At 64.3% G+C, this 16774-nt stretch carries 21 protein-coding genes; 15 read left to right on the top strand and 6 right to left on the bottom strand.

What is annotated here, in order from left to right; genetic code table 11:
* Positions 1–17 precede the first annotated feature (17 nt).
* Positions 18–980: a malate dehydrogenase gene (gene mdh, locus DW2_RS04830; RefSeq protein ID WP_038144205.1), complete on the bottom strand. Its 963-nt coding sequence runs from the start codon at positions 978–980 to the stop codon at positions 18–20.
* A gap of 230 nt (positions 981–1210) precedes the next feature.
* Between mdh and DW2_RS04825 the strand changes: the two genes are divergently transcribed.
* Complete coding sequence (locus DW2_RS04825; RefSeq protein WP_156102895.1) at positions 1211–1954, top strand: sulfite exporter TauE/SafE family protein; 744 nt, start codon at positions 1211–1213, stop codon at positions 1952–1954.
* Here DW2_RS04825 and DW2_RS04820 read toward each other — a convergent pair.
* Positions 1951–2262 carry a hypothetical protein gene (locus tag DW2_RS04820; protein ID WP_038144203.1) on the bottom strand — a complete coding sequence of 104 codons (312 nt, stop codon included), beginning with the start codon at positions 2260–2262 and terminating at the stop codon, positions 1951–1953. The two genes, DW2_RS04825 and DW2_RS04820, sit on opposite strands and share 4 nt — an antisense overlap.
* 188 nt (positions 2263–2450) lie before the next feature.
* On the opposite strand from DW2_RS04820, the gene DW2_RS04815 reads away from it, so the two are divergent.
* The 11 genes from DW2_RS04815 (at position 2451) to DW2_RS04770 (ending at position 10382) form a co-directional block, all read left to right on the top strand.
* A complete protein-coding gene (locus tag DW2_RS04815) occupies positions 2451–3311 on the top strand; it encodes an HpcH/HpaI aldolase/citrate lyase family protein (RefSeq protein WP_420340830.1) in 861 nt (286 codons plus the stop codon).
* A gap of 12 nt (positions 3312–3323) precedes the next feature.
* Positions 3324–3872 (top strand): NnrU family protein, encoded by a 549-nt coding sequence (locus DW2_RS04810; RefSeq protein ID WP_038144201.1) that lies wholly within the window; start codon positions 3324–3326, stop codon positions 3870–3872.
* A 1-nt stretch (position 3873) separates the two neighbouring features.
* Entirely contained in the window at positions 3874–4077 is a 204-nt protein-coding gene (locus tag DW2_RS04805; RefSeq protein ID WP_038144200.1) for a DUF1737 domain-containing protein, read from the top strand.
* Positions 4077–5111 (top strand): MaoC family dehydratase, encoded by a 1035-nt coding sequence (locus DW2_RS04800; protein ID WP_038144199.1) that lies wholly within the window; start codon positions 4077–4079, stop codon positions 5109–5111. Before DW2_RS04805 ends, DW2_RS04800 begins: the two co-directional genes overlap by 1 nt.
* A gap of 266 nt (positions 5112–5377) precedes the next feature.
* Complete coding sequence (gene sdhC, locus DW2_RS04795) at positions 5378–5767, top strand: succinate dehydrogenase, cytochrome b556 subunit (protein ID WP_038144198.1); 390 nt, start codon at positions 5378–5380, stop codon at positions 5765–5767.
* Positions 5768–5778: 11 nt separating this feature from the next.
* A complete protein-coding gene (locus DW2_RS04790) occupies positions 5779–6171 on the top strand; it encodes a succinate dehydrogenase, hydrophobic membrane anchor protein (protein WP_038144197.1) in 393 nt (130 codons plus the stop codon).
* Between the two features lie 18 nt (positions 6172–6189).
* A complete protein-coding gene (sdhA, locus tag DW2_RS04785; protein WP_038144196.1) occupies positions 6190–7995 on the top strand; it encodes a succinate dehydrogenase flavoprotein subunit in 1806 nt (601 codons plus the stop codon).
* Entirely contained in the window at positions 7995–8282 is a 288-nt protein-coding gene (locus DW2_RS04780) for a hypothetical protein (RefSeq protein WP_038144195.1), read from the top strand. Before sdhA ends, DW2_RS04780 begins: the two co-directional genes overlap by 1 nt.
* 17 nt (positions 8283–8299) lie before the next feature.
* Positions 8300–9076: a succinate dehydrogenase iron-sulfur subunit gene (locus DW2_RS04775; protein ID WP_038144194.1), complete on the top strand. Its 777-nt coding sequence runs from the start codon at positions 8300–8302 to the stop codon at positions 9074–9076.
* A gap of 168 nt (positions 9077–9244) precedes the next feature.
* Positions 9245–9421, top strand: a complete 177-nt coding sequence (locus DW2_RS19670; protein ID WP_156102885.1) for a hypothetical protein — start codon at positions 9245–9247, stop codon at positions 9419–9421.
* 103 nt (positions 9422–9524) lie between these two features.
* Complete coding sequence (locus DW2_RS04770; RefSeq protein ID WP_038144193.1) at positions 9525–10382, top strand: urea carboxylase-associated family protein; 858 nt, start codon at positions 9525–9527, stop codon at positions 10380–10382.
* Here DW2_RS04770 and DW2_RS04765 read toward each other — a convergent pair.
* Positions 10379–11311: an ABC transporter ATP-binding protein gene (locus tag DW2_RS04765; protein ID WP_038144192.1), complete on the bottom strand. Its 933-nt coding sequence runs from the start codon at positions 11309–11311 to the stop codon at positions 10379–10381. The genes DW2_RS04770 and DW2_RS04765 overlap by 4 nt on opposite strands.
* Positions 11312–11393: 82 nt before the next feature.
* Between DW2_RS04765 and DW2_RS04760 the strand changes: the two genes are divergently transcribed.
* Entirely contained in the window at positions 11394–11600 is a 207-nt protein-coding gene (locus DW2_RS04760) for a zinc-finger domain-containing protein (protein ID WP_038144191.1), read from the top strand.
* A gap of 32 nt (positions 11601–11632) precedes the next feature.
* Here DW2_RS04760 and DW2_RS20045 read toward each other — a convergent pair whose 3' ends face one another.
* Positions 11633–11809 carry a hypothetical protein gene (locus DW2_RS20045; RefSeq protein WP_038144190.1) on the bottom strand — a complete coding sequence of 59 codons (177 nt, stop codon included), beginning with the start codon at positions 11807–11809 and terminating at the stop codon, positions 11633–11635.
* Between the two features lie 151 nt (positions 11810–11960).
* Here DW2_RS20045 and polA point away from each other — a divergent pair, with 151 nt between their 5' ends.
* Positions 11961–14801, top strand: coding sequence for a DNA polymerase I (gene polA / locus DW2_RS04750; protein ID WP_038144189.1), 2841 nt, complete (start codon positions 11961–11963; stop codon positions 14799–14801).
* A 3-nt stretch (positions 14802–14804) separates the two neighbouring features.
* Here the strand turns inward: polA and DW2_RS04745 are convergent, their stop codons facing one another.
* On the bottom strand, positions 14805–15032 hold the full coding sequence (locus DW2_RS04745) for a DUF2798 domain-containing protein (protein ID WP_038144188.1): 228 nt from the start codon (positions 15030–15032) through the stop codon (positions 14805–14807).
* 190 nt (positions 15033–15222) lie between these two features.
* On the opposite strand from DW2_RS04745, the gene DW2_RS04740 reads away from it, so the two are divergent.
* The gene (locus DW2_RS04740) at positions 15223–16134 is read left to right on the top strand and encodes a cation diffusion facilitator family transporter (protein ID WP_038144187.1); all 912 of its coding nucleotides are present in this window, start codon (positions 15223–15225) and stop codon (positions 16132–16134) included.
* A gap of 16 nt (positions 16135–16150) precedes the next feature.
* Here the strand turns inward: DW2_RS04740 and DW2_RS04735 are convergent, their stop codons facing one another.
* Positions 16151–16744 (bottom strand): DUF1285 domain-containing protein, encoded by a 594-nt coding sequence (locus tag DW2_RS04735; RefSeq protein ID WP_051855426.1) that lies wholly within the window; start codon positions 16742–16744, stop codon positions 16151–16153.
* Positions 16745–16774: the final 30 nt, after the last annotated feature.

Here is a 16774-nt window from a genome sequence, read left to right as displayed (position 1 = left end):
ATTTCTGTCCGGTCGGATCAGGCGAGCGAGCTGTCGATGCCCTTGCACGCTTCGACCAGGCCCTTCACCGCGTCGACCGATTTGTCGAACATCGCCTGCTCATCCTTGTTGAGCTTGATGTCGATGACCTTCTCGATGCCGCGCGCGCCGATCACGGTCGGGACGCCGACATAGAGGCCGTCGAGGCCGAGCGCGCCTTTGACATAGGCCGCGCAGGGCAGAACGCGCTTCTGGTCTTTCAGATAGGCTTCCGCCATCTCGATCGCGGAGGTGGCCGGGGCATAGAAGGCCGAGCCGGTCTTCAGCAGGCCGACGATCTCGGCGCCGCCGTCGCGGGTGCGCTGGATGATCGCGTCGAGTTTCTCCTGGGTGGACCAGCCCATTTCGACGAGGTCGGGCAGCGGGATGCCGCCAACGGTCGAATAGCGGGCGAGCGGCACCATCGTGTCGCCGTGGCCGCCGAGCACGAAGGCGTTGACGTCGCGCATCGAGACGCCGAATTCCAGCGACAGGAAGTGACGGAAGCGTGCCGAGTCGAGCACGCCGGCCATGCCGACGACCTTCTCATGCGGCAGGCCCGAGAACTCGCGCAGCGCCCAGACCATCGCGTCGAGCGGGTTGGTGATGCAGATCACGAACGCGTCCGGGGCATGGGTGGCGATGCCTTCGCCCACCGATTTCATGACCTTGAGGTTGATGCCCAGCAGGTCGTCGCGGCTCATGCCCGGCTTGCGCGGCACGCCGGCGGTGACGATGCAGACATCGGCGCCCGCGATATCGGCGTAGTCATTGGTGCCCTTGAACGAGCCGTCGAAGCCCTCGGCCGGGCCCGACTCCGCGATGTCGAGCGCTTTGCCCTGCGGCGTGCCTTCGGCGATGTCGAACAGAACGACGTCGCCGAGTTCCTTGATGGCGGCGAGATGAGCGAGCGTGCCGCCGATCTGACCGGCGCCGATAAGGGCGATCTTGGGTCTGGCCATTTGGTCCTCCGGGTGGATGGATGGGTAAATCTGACGCAGGTGAACTAGCTCTTTGGTTCCCAAAGGGCAAGGGCGCTGCGCCGCGGCAGGGTGCGCTGTATGCAAAGGTATGCAAAAATTGATGGCCTGCAGCGCTTTCGCCGGCGGGGCGGTTCTCATTTCCCCAAGCCCGTGTCACCAAGAGCGCGCCCGCGCGGCCGGGTGATTCTCGGGGAGGACAGCTGGTGATCATGGATCTGACGGTGACGGGCTGGGCGCTGGCGCTGCTCGCGGCGGTGATGGTCGGTCTGTCGAAGGGCGGCATCCCGATGGCCGCCTCGATCTCGGTCCCGGTGCTGGCGATGGTGATGGACCCGATCACCGCGGCGGGACTGCTGCTGCCCGTCTATATCATCGCTGACATGTTCGGCCTCTGGGCCTACCGGAAGCATTTCGACAAGCGCGTGCTCGTGATCATGGTGCCCGCCACCACGATCGGAATCGGGATCGGCTGGGCCACCGCCGAGATCATCCCCGAACGCTGGGTGACGCTGCTTGTCGGGGTGATCGGGGTGCTTTTCGCACTCAACGCCCTGTTGCGTCACCGGTTCGGAGCGCGGCAGGAGGCGCGTGTCGCGCCCGGCCTGTTCTGGGGGACGATCACCGGGTTCACCAGCTTCGTGAGCCATTCCGGCGCGCCGCCCTACCAGGCCTATACGGTGCCGCTCAATCTGCCCAAGCAGGTCTTCGCGGGCACCGCGACCGTGCTCTTTTCCTATGTGAACCTCGCCAAGCTCGGGCCTTATATCGCCTTGGGAGAGGTGAACTGGCACAGCCTGGGGACAGCGCTGATCCTCGCCGTGCCCGCCTCGGCGGCCGTGTTCCTCGGGGTCTGGCTCGTCAAGCGGATGCCGACCGAGATTTTCTACAAGGCGGTGATCTGGGCGCTTTTGCTGATCTCGCTCAAGCTGATCCAGCAATCGGTGATGGCCTAGAGCGCCGAGCCCTGCACGGGCAGGGTTTCAGAGAGGCTTTCATAGGCCTCACCCGAAGCGAAGAGGCAGGTCGCGCCCCCGGGTTTCGTGACCAGAATGCTCCAGCTCCCGCTATCGGCCGCGAAGATCTCGAGCACGGAATTGTTCGCCGCGAGGGCGACCGCCCGACGGGTTTCGCGATAGCGTTCATGCAGCTGGCCGATCAGGTCGCTGCGCGTGCCGCAGGTCATTCCCTGAGCCTGGGCGCGGTGGGAAAACGGGATCAGCAGGGCGAAGCCGAGCGACAGGGCGATCAATTTGTTCTGCATGGCGTTCTCTTTCGATCGGATTGCATCAGCGTGACGGCAGGAGCCCGAAGAAAGGGTTAACGCCACGCGCCCGAGCCTTGGGCGCCGCATGTGGGACCGCGTTTTTCTGCGACGCGGCAAATCGGGGCTTGTTGATTCTGTCCCGTTTGTGCGATCAGGCGAAAGAAAATTGCGAGATGGAGAATCAAATGGCCCGCCCGACCCGTTCCGTGCTCTATATACCCGGCTCCAAGGAGCGTGCGCTGGAAAAGGCCACCGGGCTCGCCTGCGACGCGATCATCTTCGATCTCGAGGATGCCGTGGCGATCGAGGAGAAGTCGAAGGCCCGCGCGTTGCTGGCCAAGACGCTGACCGAGGTCGATTACGGTGCGCGGATGAAGATCGTGCGGGTGAACGGGCTCGACACCGAATGGGGCAGGGATGACATCCTGACCTTCGCCGAAGCGATCCGGGCGGGTGCCAAGGTCGATGCGATCCTGATCCCGAAGGTCTCGAGCCCCGCCGATCTCGACGCGGTCGCGGACCTGATCCAGGGCGTGCCGCTCTGGGCGATGATGGAGACCGCGCTCGGAATGCTGAATGCGAGCGCGATCGCGGGCCATGCGCGGCTCGAGGGGATGGTGATGGGCACGAACGACCTCGCCAAGGAGCTGGGCTCGCGCTTCCGCCCGGATCGTCTGCCGATGCAAACGGGGCTGGGGCTTTGCGTCCTCGCTGCGAAGGCGCAGGGCAAGATCATCGTCGACGGGGTCTATAATGCGTTCAAGGATGACGAGGGCCTCAGGGCGGAATGCGAGCAGGGCCGCGACATGGGCTTCGACGGCAAGACGCTGATCCATCCCGCGCAGCTCGAGATCTGCAATGCCGCCTTCGCGCCCTCGGAGGCCGAGATCGACCTCGCCCGCCGCCAGATCGCTGCCTTCGAGGAAGCCGAGAAAGTCGGGCAGGGTGTCGCAGTCGTGGATGGCAAGATCGTCGAAAATCTGCATATCGTGACCGCGCGGCAGGTCCTCGCCAAGGCGGAGGCGATTGCCGCGCTTGGCAGCTAAGGGGCAATCGCAATGGCACTTCTCATCCTCGGCGTCCTGATCTGGTCGCTCGCACATATGGCGGAACGCATCTTCCCGGGCTTTCATCGCGCCCTGAGAGGCGCCGAGCGCCCGATGGTCGGCGCGCTGGTCCTGGTCAGCGTCGTGCTGATGTTCATCGGCTGGCGCGCCACCGATCCCACCTTTCTCTGGGCGCCCAATGCCGCGCTCAAGGGCATCAACAACCTGCTGATGCTGTTTGCGGTCTACCTGTTCGCGGCCTCGGGGATGAAGCTCTGGATCACCCGCAAGATCCGCCATCCGCAACTGACCGGCGTGAAGACCTGGGCGATCGCGCATCTCCTGGTCAACGGGGATATCCCGGGATTCGTCCTGTTCGGCGGCCTGCTGATCTGGGCGGTTCTGGAGGTCATCCTGATCAACCGCCAGACCAAGTGGACCCCGCCCACCGGCCCGGTGAATGTCGGCAAGGAGATCGGCGGGATCGTCGGCACCCTGATCGTCTATGCCGCGATCGCGGGCATCCACTACTGGTTCGGCTACCCCGTTTTCGGAGCGTGACATGAAGATCTACCGTTTGCTGACCGAGGACGACACCTCGGCCTTCTGCCACAAGGTGTCGCTCGCGCTTTCGAAAGGCTGGGAGTTGCAGGGCGATCCGCAATACGCCTTTGACGCGGCGCGCGGCGTAATGCGCTGCGCTCAGGCCGTCACCAAGGACATCGCGGCCGACTATCACCCCGACATGAAGCTGGGAGAGCAATGATGGGCAAGACCAATCCGGGCCGCTTCTTCGAGGATTACCGCCTCGGCGACGTCATCCGCCACGCGGTGCCGCGCACCGTCGCGGAAGGGGAGCGGGCGCTCTATCACGCGCTCTACCCGGCTCGGCATGCCCTCTATTCGAGCGACGAATTCGCCTCGGCCTGCGGGCTCGAGGGCTCGCCGCTCGACGATCTGCTCGCCTTCCATGTCGTTTTCGGCAAGACCGTCCCGGATGTCTCGCTCAATGCGGTCGCCAATCTCGGCTACGCGCAGGGGCGCTGGATCCGGCCGGTCTATCCGGGCGACACGCTGCGTTCGGAAAGCGAGGTGATCGGCCTCAAGCAGAATTCGAACGGAAAGTCGGGCGTGGTCTATGTCCGCACCCGCGGCTTCAACCAGATGGACGAGGTCGTGCTCGACTATGTCCGCTGGGTGATGGTGCGCAAACGCGATCTCGACGCGCCCGCGCCCGAGACGGTGATCCCGGAGCTGGCGCAGGTGGTGGCGCCCGACGATCTGGTGATCCCGGAAGGCCTGACCTTCGAGAATTACGATTTCGAACTGGCGGGCGAGCCGCATCGCTGGGGCGATTACGAGATCGGCGAGAAGATCGACCATGTCGATGGCGTCACGATCGAGGAAGCCGAGCACATGATCGCGACGCGCCTGTGGCAGAACACCGCCAAGGTCCATTTCGATGCCACCTTCCGCGAGGACGGCAGGCGTCTGATCTATGGCGGCCACGTGATCTCGATGGCGCGCGCGCTCTCCTTCAACGGGCTCGCCAATGCGCAGATGATCGTCGCGCTCAATGGCGGGGCTCATGCCAATCCCTGTTTCGCGGGCGATACGATCAAGGTCTGGTCGGAGGTGCTCGACAAGGCCGAAACCGGGGTGCCCGATATCGGCGCGATCCGGCTGCGGTTGGTGGCGACCAAGCAGGGCGCCGGGGAGTTCGCCTATAAGGGCGCGGACGGCAAGTATCTGCCGGAAGTGCTCCTCGATCTCGACTACTGGGCGTTGATGCCTATCTGATCGTGCACGGGCCCGACCGGGACGAGACTCACTTTGCGCCGGTCGCGACCGAGAGCGATAACATGTGATCACACTTGGAATTTATGTGATCACAAAGCGAAAAATTCGGCTGTCTTTCGGTTCAAATCGCCGCTTTTCCGGCTCTGCCCCCGTGACTTGAGGGAAAAACACGCTAGTAAAAAGCGCAAATCCGGCCAGCTCCGTGCGGTCGCGGACCCCGTCTTGGGACGCCCCTCGCACCGAGCCCAGCGAAAAAGGGACCGATCATGGCTGAAGCGAAACAGGTTGCGCGCCCGCTTTCCCCCCACCTTCAAATCTACCGCCCGCAGATGACGTCCTTCTCGTCGATCATGACGCGGATCACCGGCAACGGGATCATCGTCGGCGTGCTCCTGCTGGTCTGGTGGCTGCTCGCCGCGGCGACGAGCCCTGACTACTTCAACTTCGTGAACGCGATCGCGACCTCGTGGTTCGGCGATCTGGTCTTCACCCTGTCGCTGCTGGGCCTCTGGTATCACTACCTCGCGGGGATCCGGCACCTGATCTTCGACACGGGCAAGTACATGGACATCAAATCCGCCGAGATGCTCGGCTGGATCAGCACCATCGGGTCGGTCGTCCTCACGATCCTCACCCTCATCATCATTCATCTGTAACGGAGGCCGAGATGCGTTACCTGACCGATCGCAAGCGCGCCGTAGGCAAGGGCGCCTCTGGCACCGGGACCGAGCACCACTGGTGGATGTCGGCTTCGGCCGTCGCGCTCGCATTCATGATCCCGACCTGGCTCTACATCGTGGGCACCACGCTGGGCGCCGACCAGCGAACCGTGATCTCAACCTTCTCGCAGCCTTTCGTGGCGATCCTCACCGCGCTGATCGCGGTGATCGGCATGCGCCACTTCGCCAAGGGCACCGAGATCTGGATCGAGGATTACGTTCACGGCACCGCCGGCAAGGCGCTGAAGATCGCGATGCATTCGCTGGCCTACGTCATCATGGCCACGACCCTTTACGCTCTGGGCAAGATGGTCTTCATCGGCCTGCTGATGGGCAACTGATAGATCGGAACGAGACGAATGGCTGCTTACGAATACGAAACGCATAATTACGACGTGGTCGTGGTCGGCGCCGGTGGCTCGGGGCTGCGCGCCACTCTCGGCATGGCGGAACAGGGGCTGCGCACGGCTTGCGTGACCAAGGTGTTCCCGACCCGCTCGCATACGGTCGCCGCGCAGGGGGGCATCGCCGCCTCGCTGGGCAACATGGGGCCGGACAACTGGCAGTGGCACATGTACGACACCGTGAAGGGTTCGGACTGGCTCGGCGACAGCGACGCGATGGAATACCTCGCACGCGAAGCCCCGAAAGCCGTCTACGAGCTCGAGCATTACGGAGTGCCGTTCTCGCGTACCGAGGAGGGCAAGATCTATCAGCGTCCCTTCGGCGGACACACCACCGAATTCGGCGAGGGCCCGCCCGTGCAGCGCACCTGCGCCGCGGCCGACCGGACCGGCCACGCGATCCTGCACACGCTTTACGGCCAGTCGCTCAAGCACAATGCCGAGTTCTACATCGAGTATTTCGCGATCGACCTGATCATGTCCGATGACGGGCAGTGTCAGGGTGTCGTCTGCTGGAAGCTCGACGACGGAACGATGCATGTCTTCAACGCGAAGATGGTGGTTCTGGCGACCGGCGGTTACGGCCGCGCCTATTTCTCGGCCACCTCGGCCCATACCTGCACCGGCGACGGTGGCGGCATGGTGGCGCGTGCGGGTCTCGCGCTGCAGGACATGGAATTCGTGCAGTTCCACCCGACCGGCATCTACGGCTCGGGCTGCCTCATCACCGAAGGCGCGCGCGGCGAGGGGGGTTACCTGACCAACTCCGAAGGCGAGCGCTTCATGGAGCGCTATGCGCCGACCTACAAGGACCTCGCTTCGCGCGACGTGGTGTCGCGCTGCATGACGATGGAGATCCGCGAAGGCCGCGGCGTGGGTGACGAGAAAGACCACATCTTCCTCAACCTCAGCCACCTTCCGCCCGAAGCGCTGGCCGAACGCCTGCCGGGCATCTCGGAAAGCGCCAAGATCTTCGCTGGCGTGGATGTCACGAAAGAGCCGATCCCGGTTCTGCCGACCGTGCATTACAACATGGGAGGCATTCCGACGAACTACCACGGCGAGGTGATCAATCCGGACGCCGACAATCCCGATGCGATCGTGCCCGGTCTGATGGCCGTGGGCGAGGCGGGCTGTGCCTCGGTGCATGGTGCGAACCGTCTGGGCTCGAACTCGCTGATCGACCTCGTGGTCTTCGGTCGCGCCGCGGCCCTGCGCGCGGGTCAGGTCGTCGATCCGACCGCGTCGAACCCCGACATCCCGAAGGCGAAAATCGACGCGATCTTCGACCGCTTCGACAAGGTCCGCTATGCCGACGGCACCGTGCCCACGGCCGAGCTGCGCCTCGAGATGCAGCGCACGATGCAGGCCGACGCGGCGGTGTTCCGCACCGACAAGACGCTGGCCGAGGGTGTCGAGAAGATGAAGGCCGTGGCCGCGAAGCTCGACGATCTCAAGGTCACCGACCGGTCGCTGATCTGGAACTCGGACCTGATGGAGACGCTCGAGCTCGAGAACCTGATGCCGAACGCGCTCGCCACCATCGTCGGTGCCGAGGCCCGCAAGGAATCGCGCGGCGCGCATGCGCACGAGGATTACCCGGACCGCGACGACGAGAGCTGGCGCAAGCATTCGATCATGCATCTGGAAGGCAACGAGGTGAAGCTCACCTACCGTCCGGTGCATCTCGATCCCCTGACCGCCGAGGATGCGGGCGGGATCAAGCTTGCCAAGATCGCGCCCAAGAAGCGGGTCTACTGATGCGGCGCGCACCGGCATATGGGCTGATGGCGGCGGGGCTCACCCTCGCCGCTTGCGGCCCCATGCCGGTCGAGCAGGCCGAACGCCAGTGCTATGCCCAGTATGCCCCGAAAGCGCCCCTCACGGGCGAGGCGGGGATGGGCGTCACGAATGAGGGGTTCCGTTCGCAGATGAAGGTCGAGGTCAATCTCGGCGTCACCGCGCATGGCGATCCCTCGAAGGCCTACAACGCCTGCGTTTACAGAAAATCCGGCCGGATGCCCACGCGGCCGCTCTATTCGTACTGACGGAAAAGGGGACCATAATGGTTCAGTTCACGCTTCCGAAGAATTCCAAGATCCGCGTCGGCAAGACCTGGCCGAAGCCGGATGGCAAGAATATCCGCAAGTTCCAGATCTATCGCTGGGATCCGGATACCGGGGAGAACCCGCGTCTCGACACCTATTTCCTTGATATGGACAAGTGCGGTCCGATGGTTCTGGACGCGCTCCTGAAGATCAAGAACGAGATCGACCCGACCCTGACCTTCCGCCGCTCCTGCCGCGAGGGGATCTGCGGCTCCTGCGCGATGAATATCGACGGGATCAACACGCTGGCCTGCATCTACGGTCTCGACGAGATCAAGGGCGACGTGAAGATCTACCCGCTGCCGCATATGCCGGTGGTGAAGGACCTGATCCCCGACCTCACCATGTTCTACGCCCAGCATGCCTCGATCATGCCCTGGCTCGAGACCAAGACGAACCGTCCCGAGAAGGAATGGCGCCAGTCGATCGAGGATCGCAAGAAGCTCGACGGTCTTTATGAATGCGTGATGTGCGCCTCGTGCTCGACCTCGTGCCCGAGCTACTGGTGGAACGGCGACAAGTATCTCGGCCCGGCGGCACTGCTGCATGCCTATCGCTGGATCATCGACTCGCGCGACGAGGCGACGCCCGAGCGTCTCGACCAGCTCGAGGACCCGTTCAAGCTCTACCGCTGCCACACGATCATGAACTGCACCAAGACCTGCCCGAAAGGTCTGAACCCGGCCAAGGCCATTGCCGAGATCAAGCGGATGATGGTCAACCGCGTGGTGTGATCGCGGATCCGCGGGCGCCTCTGCCAAACGCGAAAGGGCGGCCTCGGGCCGCCCTTTTTGCTGCGTTGCAGCAATTGCATGGCGCGGTTGCGCAAAAGGGGGTTTGAAACCGGGGCGGGATGACTAATTAGGGGCGCAGGGAGGAACTCGTAACCCGGAGAGAGTTCCATGGTGGAAATGTTCAAGATCCCGGAAGGGGTGCAACCCGTTCAGGTGGCCGAAGAGCATCTGGCCTATTACACCCCCGAGAAACCCTCGCCCGTTCTGGTCTCGGCCGAACCGGCCCCCCAGGTCACCGGCCTCGAGGCCCTCGAGCTGATGTACGAATATTACGGCGCTGCCTGAGCGCCGTATCCGAGTGCGCTTTCTGCGACTGCCCCGGTCCGACGGCCGGGGCTTTTCTTTTGCACCGCTCCTGCGAGTATGACCGCAACACAGGAGCCGTTTCATGCATCCCAAGCCCCGCCATGACGCCCCGAAGGACGCCGACGCACGCCGCGCGCTCGCGCCGGTGATCTGCTATCCGGTCGAGACCCTGCCGCAGCCCGATTTACCGGCCTATCTGGCCGCGCGTGATGGGTGGGAAAAGGTGGACGACCTGCGCGTGCCCCCGCGCGAGGCGGTGGCTTTCGAAGTGCCCGCGGGGCATTTCTTCCGGATCACTTCGGTCGAGGGCCCCCAGGTCGGCGATCTCAACCTGTTCTCGGCGGATCTGTCGGAGCGGTTCTATTCGGGCAAGACCCGCGCGCTGCATGGCTCGCATCTGAGCCGCGGAGACCGCATGTGGTCGGGCTTTCCCATGCTGCGGCCCATGGCGACGATCACCGAGGACACGCTCGACTGGTATGGAATCGACCCGCATGGCGGCTCGGTCCACGACGTGATCGGCACGCGCTGCGATCCCTACACCCATTCCCTGCTGTCGGAGGGTGGCCAATATCACCATTGCTGTCATTCGAACCTGACCCGGGCGTTGGCTGAAGCGCGCGGTCTACCGCTCGAGGAGGCCGAAACGCTGGTGCATGACGTCCTGAACGTCTTCATGTGCACCGGCTTCACCCGCGAGACGGGGCAGTATTTCATGAAGGCGAGCCCCGTGCGCCCGGGCGATTACCTCGAATTCTTCGCCGAGATCGACCTGCTGGGCGTGCTCTCGGCCTGTCCGGGGGGCGATTGCTCCTCCGAGCACAGCTCGGACGCTGCCGCCTGTTTTCCCCTCGGGGTCGAGATCTACCGCCCGCAAGGCGCGCCCGAAGGTTGGGCGCCGCCCGCGCCCAACCGCTACGATCGCAGCCACGGGCTCTAGGCGTTCGAGGTCAGCGACACGAAGACCTCCTCGAGGCCCGGCTGTTCGCTCGCGATGTCGCTGATCTGGACGCCGGCCGCGCGCAGCGCATCGAGGATATCCTCGGCCGAGGTCTCGTTGCGCGAATAGGTGAACGCCATCTGCCCGCCCGCGCGGGTCTCCAGCGTCACGCCCTCGGGCAGCCGGATCTCCTGCGACACGGCATTGCGCGGCTCGACCACCAGCGCCTTGCGATCCATCCGCTTGAGCAGGTTCGGCGTCGTGTCGCGCACGATCAGCTGGCCGTGGTTGATGATCGCGATCTCGTCGCACATCTCCTCGGCCTCCTCCAGGTAATGGGTGGTCAGGATGATCGTCATGCCCTGTTCGTTGAGCTTGCGCACATTGCGCCACAGCATCGCGCGCAGCTCGATATCGACGCCCGCGGTCGGTTCATCGAGCACAAGGATCTGCGGGCGGTGCACCAGCGCCTTGGCGAGCAACAGCCGCCGCTTCATCCCGCCCGAGAGATTGCGCGCATAGGCCTCGGCCTTGTCGCTCAGCCCGACGAGTTCGAGGATCTCGTCGGTCCAGCGCTCGGATTTCGGCACGCCGTAGAGCCCCGCCTGCATCTCCAGCGCCGCGCGGGGGCTGAAGAACGGGTCCATGTTCAGTTCCTGCGGCATCACCCCGATCGCGGCGCGCGACTGGCGCGGGTTCACATCCTGGTCGAAGCCCCAGATCACGACCTGGCCCTCGGTCTTCTTCACCAGCCCCGCGAGAATATTGATCAGCGTCGACTTGCCCGCGCCATTGGGCCCGAGCAGCCCGAAGATCGACCCCGCCGGGATCGTCAGGTCGAGACCTTTCAGCGCCTCTTTCGGTTCCTGTTTCTTCGAGCCCGCATAGGTCTTGCGCAGCCCGGTGACTTCAATTGCCTGCTGTTCCAACTTGCCCCGCCTTTCGCGATTGCTAGAATGGCGCCCGGATCTCGGGCACGGCGTCTCGTGCCCTTATATAGACGGAGCGACAATGACTGCCACCTCTTCGACCCAGGCGCCCGACGCGCCGGAAACCGAGATCGTCACCCATTGGAAGGTCGCCTGCGACGGGGGCGAAGGCGCTCTGGGCCATCCGCGGGTCTGGCTGTCGATCCCGCGTGATACCGGTTTCGTCGAATGCCCCTATTGCGACAAGAAATACGTGATCGACCGCGACCACGCGCATGACGATCACTGAGCCCTGAGGGCTTCACGAAAGAAGGGCGGCGTTCAGCCGCCCTTTTTCGTTTCCGCCGTCTTCCCGGCGGCGGCCTTCATCCGTGCGAGCAGCTCGGCCTTGGGGTCCTTCTTGCCATAGGGCGTCTTCTCGCTGCCATAGGCGTTGTGCTCGGCATGTTTCGGGGTGTTCTTCGGCGAACGTGCGCCACCCATCTTGGAATAGTCCATCATTGCGCTCCTTGGAGATTGAAGGGGAGATGGGAGATATCCGTGCCTTTGGCAAGGGCGAAGGCGGCGGGCCCGGCTCTCCGCTTCGACGCTCTTCCCCTCCGCACCCCCCTGTGGCACAACCGGGCCCAACGCGAAGGAGGCTTTCCACATGGCATTCGGCAAAGGCTGTCACCTGCATCTCATCGACGGCTCGGCCTTCATTTTCCGCGCCTATCACGCGCTGCCGCCGCTGACGCGCAAATCCGACGGCTTGCCGATCGGCGCCGTCTCGGGTTTCTGCAACATGCTGTGGAAATATATCGAGGACGCCAAGGGCTCGGACGCGCCGACCCATGCGGCGGTGATCTTCGACAAGGGCAGCCATACCTTCCGCAACGATCTCTACGATCTCTACAAGGCCAATCGCGAGGAGATGCCCGAGGAGCTGCGCCCGCAGATCCCGCTCACCCGCGAGGCGACCAAGGCCTTCAACATCGCCTGCGAGGAAATGGCCGGTTACGAGGCCGACGACATCATCGCGACGCTTGCGCGGCAAGCGCGCGAGGCGGGCGGGCGCGTGACCATCATCTCCTCGGACAAGGATCTGATGCAGCTCGTGGGCGGCGGCGTCGAGATGTTCGACGCGATGAAGAACCGCGCGATCGGCCCCGAGGAGGTCGAGGCGAAATTCGGCGTCGGCCCGGAACGCGTGATCGACGTGCAGGCGCTTGCGGGCGACTCGGTCGACAACATTCCCGGTGCGCCCGGGATCGGGGTGAAGACGGCGGCGCTTCTGATCAACGAATACGGCGATCTGGAAACCCTGCTGGCACGGGCCGGGGAAATCAAACAGCCCAAGCGCCGCCAGACCCTGATCGAGAAGGCCGACCAGATCCGGCTGTCGAAACAGTTGGTGACGCTGGACGAGCAGACGCCCCTCGAATTCACTCTCGACGATCTGGAACTGCGCGAGCCCGAGCCCGAGCAGCTCATGGAGTTCCTCAACCAGATGGAATTCCGCACGCTCACCCGCCGCGTCGCCGAGAAATTCGGCGTCGAGCCGCCGCCGGTGATCGAAACCGTCGCCGCCCCGGCGGCCTCCTCTTCCTCGGCAACGAAAGAGCCGGAGCCTGAAACGGAGCAGGTTCCCTTCGATCCCGACAGCTATGTCTGCATCCGCGATGCCGAGGAACTCGCGAAATGGCTCGACGAGGCCCGCGCCAAGGGCTGGGTCGCGGTCGATACCGAGACCACCTCGCTCGATGAGATGAAGGCGGAGTTCGTGGGCGTGTCGCTGTCCATCGAACCGGGCAAGGCGGCTTACATCCCGCTCGGGCATACGAGCGGCGAGGGCGATCTGTTCGGGGGCGCCGAACGCGTCGAAGGGCAGATGGATCTCGAGGAGGCGCTGAGCCTGCTCAAACCCGTTCTGGAGGACGACGCGATCCTCAAGATCGGGCAGAACATGAAATACGATTTCAAGATCTTCGCCCGTCACGGTATCCGCGTGGCCCCGATCGACGACACGATGCTGATGAGCTACGCGATGTTTTCCGGGCTGCACGGCCACGGCATGGATGCGCTTTCGGACCGCTATCTCAACCACCAGCCGATCCCGATCAAGGAGCTGATCGGGTCGGGCAAGAGCCAGATCACCTTCGACAAGGTCGATATCGCGAAGGCCACGCGCTACGCCGCCGAGGATGCCGATATCACCTTGCGGCTGTGGCAGATGTTCAAGCCGCGCCTGCATCGCGAGCAGGTCACGACCGTCTATGAGACGCTCGAGCGTCCGCTGGTGCCGGTACTGGCCGATATGGAGATGGCCGGCGTGAAGGTCGAGACTGCGGTGCTCTCGCGCATGTCCAACGCCTTCGCGCAGAAGATGGCGCAGCTCGAGGACGAGATCGGCAAGATCGCGGGCCAACCCTTCAATGTCGGCTCACCCAAGCAGCTGGGCGAGATCCTTTTCGACCAGATGGGCGTCGAGGGCGGCAAGAAGGGCAAGACCGGAGCCTACGGGACCGGGGCGGACGTTCTTGAAGACGTGACCACGATGGAGGACACCAATCCCGAGGCTGCGAAACTGGCCGCGCGCGTGCTCGACTGGCGGCAGATCTCGAAGCTGAAATCGACCTATACGGATGCGCTGCAAACCCATGTGAACGCCGAGACCGGCCGGGTGCATACCTCTTACGTCATCTCGGGCGCGAACACGGGTCGCCTCGCCTCGACCGATCCGAACCTGCAAAACATCCCCGTGCGCTCGGAGGAGGGCCGCCGCATCCGCGAGGCCTTCGTGGCCGGGCCGGGGATGAAGATCGTCTCGCTCGATTACAGCCAGATCGAATTGCGTATCCTGGCCCATGTGGCCGACCTTCCGGAGATGCGCGAGGCCTTCAAGGAGGGGCTGGACATTCACGCGGCCACCGCGTCCGAGATGTTCGACGTGCCGCTCGAGAAGATGACGCCCGAGATCCGGCGTCAGGCCAAGGCGATCAATTTCGGGGTGATCTACGGCATTTCGGGCTTCGGGCTTGCGCGCAACCTGCGCATTCCGCGCGCCGAGGCGCAGGGCTTCATCGACCGCTATTTCGAGCGCTTCCCCGGCATCCGGAAATACATGGACGACACGGTGGCCTTCGCGAAGGAGCACAAATTCGTCCAGACCCTGTTTGGCCGCAAGATCCACACGCCCGATATTGTCTCGAAAGGGCCGGCCGCGGGCTTTGCCAAACGCGCCGCGATCAACGCGCCGATCCAGGGGGCGGCGGCCGATATCATCCGCCGCGCCATGGTGCGGATGCCCGCGGCGATCGAGGGGCTGCCCGCGACGATGCTGCTGCAGGTCCATGACGAACTGATCTTCGAGGTCGAGGAGAAAGCGGTCGACAAGCTGATCGACGCGGCGCGCGCGACGATGGAAGGGTCGGCGGAGCCGTCGGTGAAACTCTCGGTGCCGCTCGTGGTCGATGCGGGGCAGGGCGCGAGCTGGGCTGCCGCGCACTGAGCCTCAGTCCGCCCGCGTCACCTTCGCGGTGGCGCGGCGGGCAATCGGGGCGACGAGCAGCACCGCCGGGTAGGAGAACATCCAGCTCGACAGCCAGGCCGAAACCCAGAGCACGTGGAAATCTGCGCTCAGTCCCGTCAGCCGCAAGGTCGCGATGCCGGAGACGAGCAGGGACATGATGCAGGACAGAAAGAAACTGAAGACGAGATGGGCATAGCGGGCAGGGATCATGGGCGTGTCTTTGCTGGCGGTCACGGTTGCTCGCAGTTTGGTGAACTTGCCTTGCTCTGACAACGCACAACCTTCTGTGTATCGGTGCGGCAATGAGCGGGCGCCGAGCCGCATTGACCTTGCGGCGCAGGAGCAATGAGATTCACCCCGCCCAAGCGGGCGCGAGGCAACAGGAAAGGCGCGGGCCGGAATGCCACATGACCACCATCATCATCACCACCACCATCACCTGAACGATGATGTGGGCGATCGGCGGGTTCTCTTCGCGGTAGTGGTGAACGTCGTTCTCACCTTCGCCCAGGTCTTCGGCGGCTGGATCGCCGGCTCGATGGCGCTCGTGGCCGACGGGGTGCATAATTTCTCCGATGCCGCGGCGCTCGTGCTGGCTTTCGGGGCGCGCCGGCTGGCGCGGCGCGGCGCGGATGCCGCGATGAGCTTCGGCTGGTCGCGCGCCGAGGTGCTCGCCGCTTTCGTCAACTATATCGCGCTGATCCTGATCTCGGTCTGGCTCGTTTTCGAGGCCGTGGGTCGGATCATCTCGCCGCCGCAGGTGGATGGCTGGATCGTGGTCTGGCTGGCCTCGCTCGCGCTGGTGGTCGACCTGGCCACCGCGGCGCTGACCTTCGCGCTCTCGAAGCATTCGCTCAACATCCGGGCGGCCTTCCTGCACAATCTCGCCGATGCCGGGGCCTCGGTCGCGGTGATCGTGGGCGGCGTCCTGATCCTGCTCTATGACTGGCGCCTGGTCGATCCGGTGCTGACGGTCGGGATCTCGGTCTTCATCCTCTGGCATGTCCTGTCCGACCTGAAGCCGGTCCTGCGCATCCTGATGCTCGGTGCACCGCCCGAATCCGATCGCAACGAGGTCTCGCAGGCCCTGGGTGAAATCGACGGGGTGGAGAGCGTCCATCACGTCCACCTGTGGCAGATCGACGAACGCCGGGTTTCGGTGGAGGCGCATCTGGTGCTCGCGGAGGGGCATGACTACGCGCCGGTGATTTCGCGCGCGAAACACATGCTCGCGGACCGTTTCGAGATCCACCACGCCACCCTCGAGCCCGAGCGTCCGGGTCTGGGATGCGCCGATCAGCCCGCGCATTGAGCGCGGGTTGATCGTCTCAAAGTTCGGCGGCAGGCAGGATCGGGAAGAAACTGCCTGCCGAGATCACGCCCAGCCAGTCCTGCCCTTCATGGGCGCGGGTGACCGCGAGATCGACGAGCCGGTAGAAGCTCTTGCGGTCGATCAGCGCCTCCAGCCCGCGGCGCGCATGGAGATAGGGGCGGGGCTCGCCCTCGGGTGAATGCTCGACCCGGATCGCGTGATCGGCATCGGCGGTGACCTCGTCGCCGACATTCGTCACGAAGCGAATCGTCTGCGCGTCGCCGCTGCCCGTCGCTTCGAAATCCACCGCGATGAAGGGCGCATCCTCGACCCGGATGCCGACCTTCTCGACCGGCGTGACGAGGAAATACTTGCCGTCCTCCAGCTTGAGGATCGAGGCGAAAAGCCGGACCAGAGGCGCCCGCCCGATGGGCGTTCCGAGATAGAACCAGGTGCCGTCGCGGCGGATTTCCATGTCGAGATCGCCGCAGAAGGGGGGATTCCACAGATGGACCGGCGGGGGCCCTTTCCGGGTGGCCTTGCGCGCGGCATCGGCCAGTCCTTCTGCCGTGGGGGAAGGTGTCGGCGGGGTCGCTTTGTGATCCGTCATCTGATCTTTGCCGTTGGTTGAAACGCGGTA

This window comes from Thioclava atlantica, from assembly GCF_000737065.1.
Lineage (GTDB): Bacteria > Pseudomonadota > Alphaproteobacteria > Rhodobacterales > Rhodobacteraceae > Thioclava > Thioclava atlantica.
The sequence above is the reverse complement of the archived record's forward strand: the minus strand, read 5'-3'. Positions and strand labels throughout refer to the sequence as shown.

Coding starts and splice junctions, on each gene's coding strand:
- DW2_RS04775 (WP_038144194.1), top strand. CDS start 8,300: ATGGTTCAGTTCACGCTTCCGAAGAATTCCAAGATCCGCGTCGGCAAG.
- polA (WP_038144189.1), top strand. CDS start 11,961: ATGGCATTCGGCAAAGGCTGTCACCTGCATCTCATCGACGGCTCGGCC.
- DW2_RS04760 (WP_038144191.1), top strand. CDS start 11,394: ATGACTGCCACCTCTTCGACCCAGGCGCCCGACGCGCCGGAAACCGAG.
- DW2_RS04815 (WP_420340830.1), top strand. CDS start 2,451: ATGGCCCGCCCGACCCGTTCCGTGCTCTATATACCCGGCTCCAAGGAG.
- DW2_RS04810 (WP_038144201.1), top strand. CDS start 3,324: ATGGCACTTCTCATCCTCGGCGTCCTGATCTGGTCGCTCGCACATATG.
- sdhC (WP_038144198.1), top strand. CDS start 5,378: ATGGCTGAAGCGAAACAGGTTGCGCGCCCGCTTTCCCCCCACCTTCAA.
- DW2_RS04735 (WP_051855426.1), bottom strand. CDS start 16,744: ATGACGGATCACAAAGCGACCCCGCCGACACCTTCCCCCACGGCAGAA.
- DW2_RS04805 (WP_038144200.1), top strand. CDS start 3,874: ATGAAGATCTACCGTTTGCTGACCGAGGACGACACCTCGGCCTTCTGC.
- DW2_RS04825 (WP_156102895.1), top strand. CDS start 1,211: ATGGATCTGACGGTGACGGGCTGGGCGCTGGCGCTGCTCGCGGCGGTG.
- DW2_RS04820 (WP_038144203.1), bottom strand. CDS start 2,262: ATGCAGAACAAATTGATCGCCCTGTCGCTCGGCTTCGCCCTGCTGATC.
- DW2_RS04790 (WP_038144197.1), top strand. CDS start 5,779: ATGCGTTACCTGACCGATCGCAAGCGCGCCGTAGGCAAGGGCGCCTCT.
- DW2_RS04770 (WP_038144193.1), top strand. CDS start 9,525: ATGCATCCCAAGCCCCGCCATGACGCCCCGAAGGACGCCGACGCACGC.
- DW2_RS20045 (WP_038144190.1), bottom strand. CDS start 11,809: ATGGACTATTCCAAGATGGGTGGCGCACGTTCGCCGAAGAACACCCCG.
- mdh (WP_038144205.1), bottom strand. CDS start 980: ATGGCCAGACCCAAGATCGCCCTTATCGGCGCCGGTCAGATCGGCGGC.
- DW2_RS04780 (WP_038144195.1), top strand. CDS start 7,995: ATGCGGCGCGCACCGGCATATGGGCTGATGGCGGCGGGGCTCACCCTC.
- DW2_RS04800 (WP_038144199.1), top strand. CDS start 4,077: ATGGGCAAGACCAATCCGGGCCGCTTCTTCGAGGATTACCGCCTCGGC.
- DW2_RS04740 (WP_038144187.1), top strand. CDS start 15,223: ATGCCACATGACCACCATCATCATCACCACCACCATCACCTGAACGAT.
- DW2_RS04745 (WP_038144188.1), bottom strand. CDS start 15,032: ATGATCCCTGCCCGCTATGCCCATCTCGTCTTCAGTTTCTTTCTGTCC.
- sdhA (WP_038144196.1), top strand. CDS start 6,190: ATGGCTGCTTACGAATACGAAACGCATAATTACGACGTGGTCGTGGTC.
- DW2_RS19670 (WP_156102885.1), top strand. CDS start 9,245: ATGGTGGAAATGTTCAAGATCCCGGAAGGGGTGCAACCCGTTCAGGTG.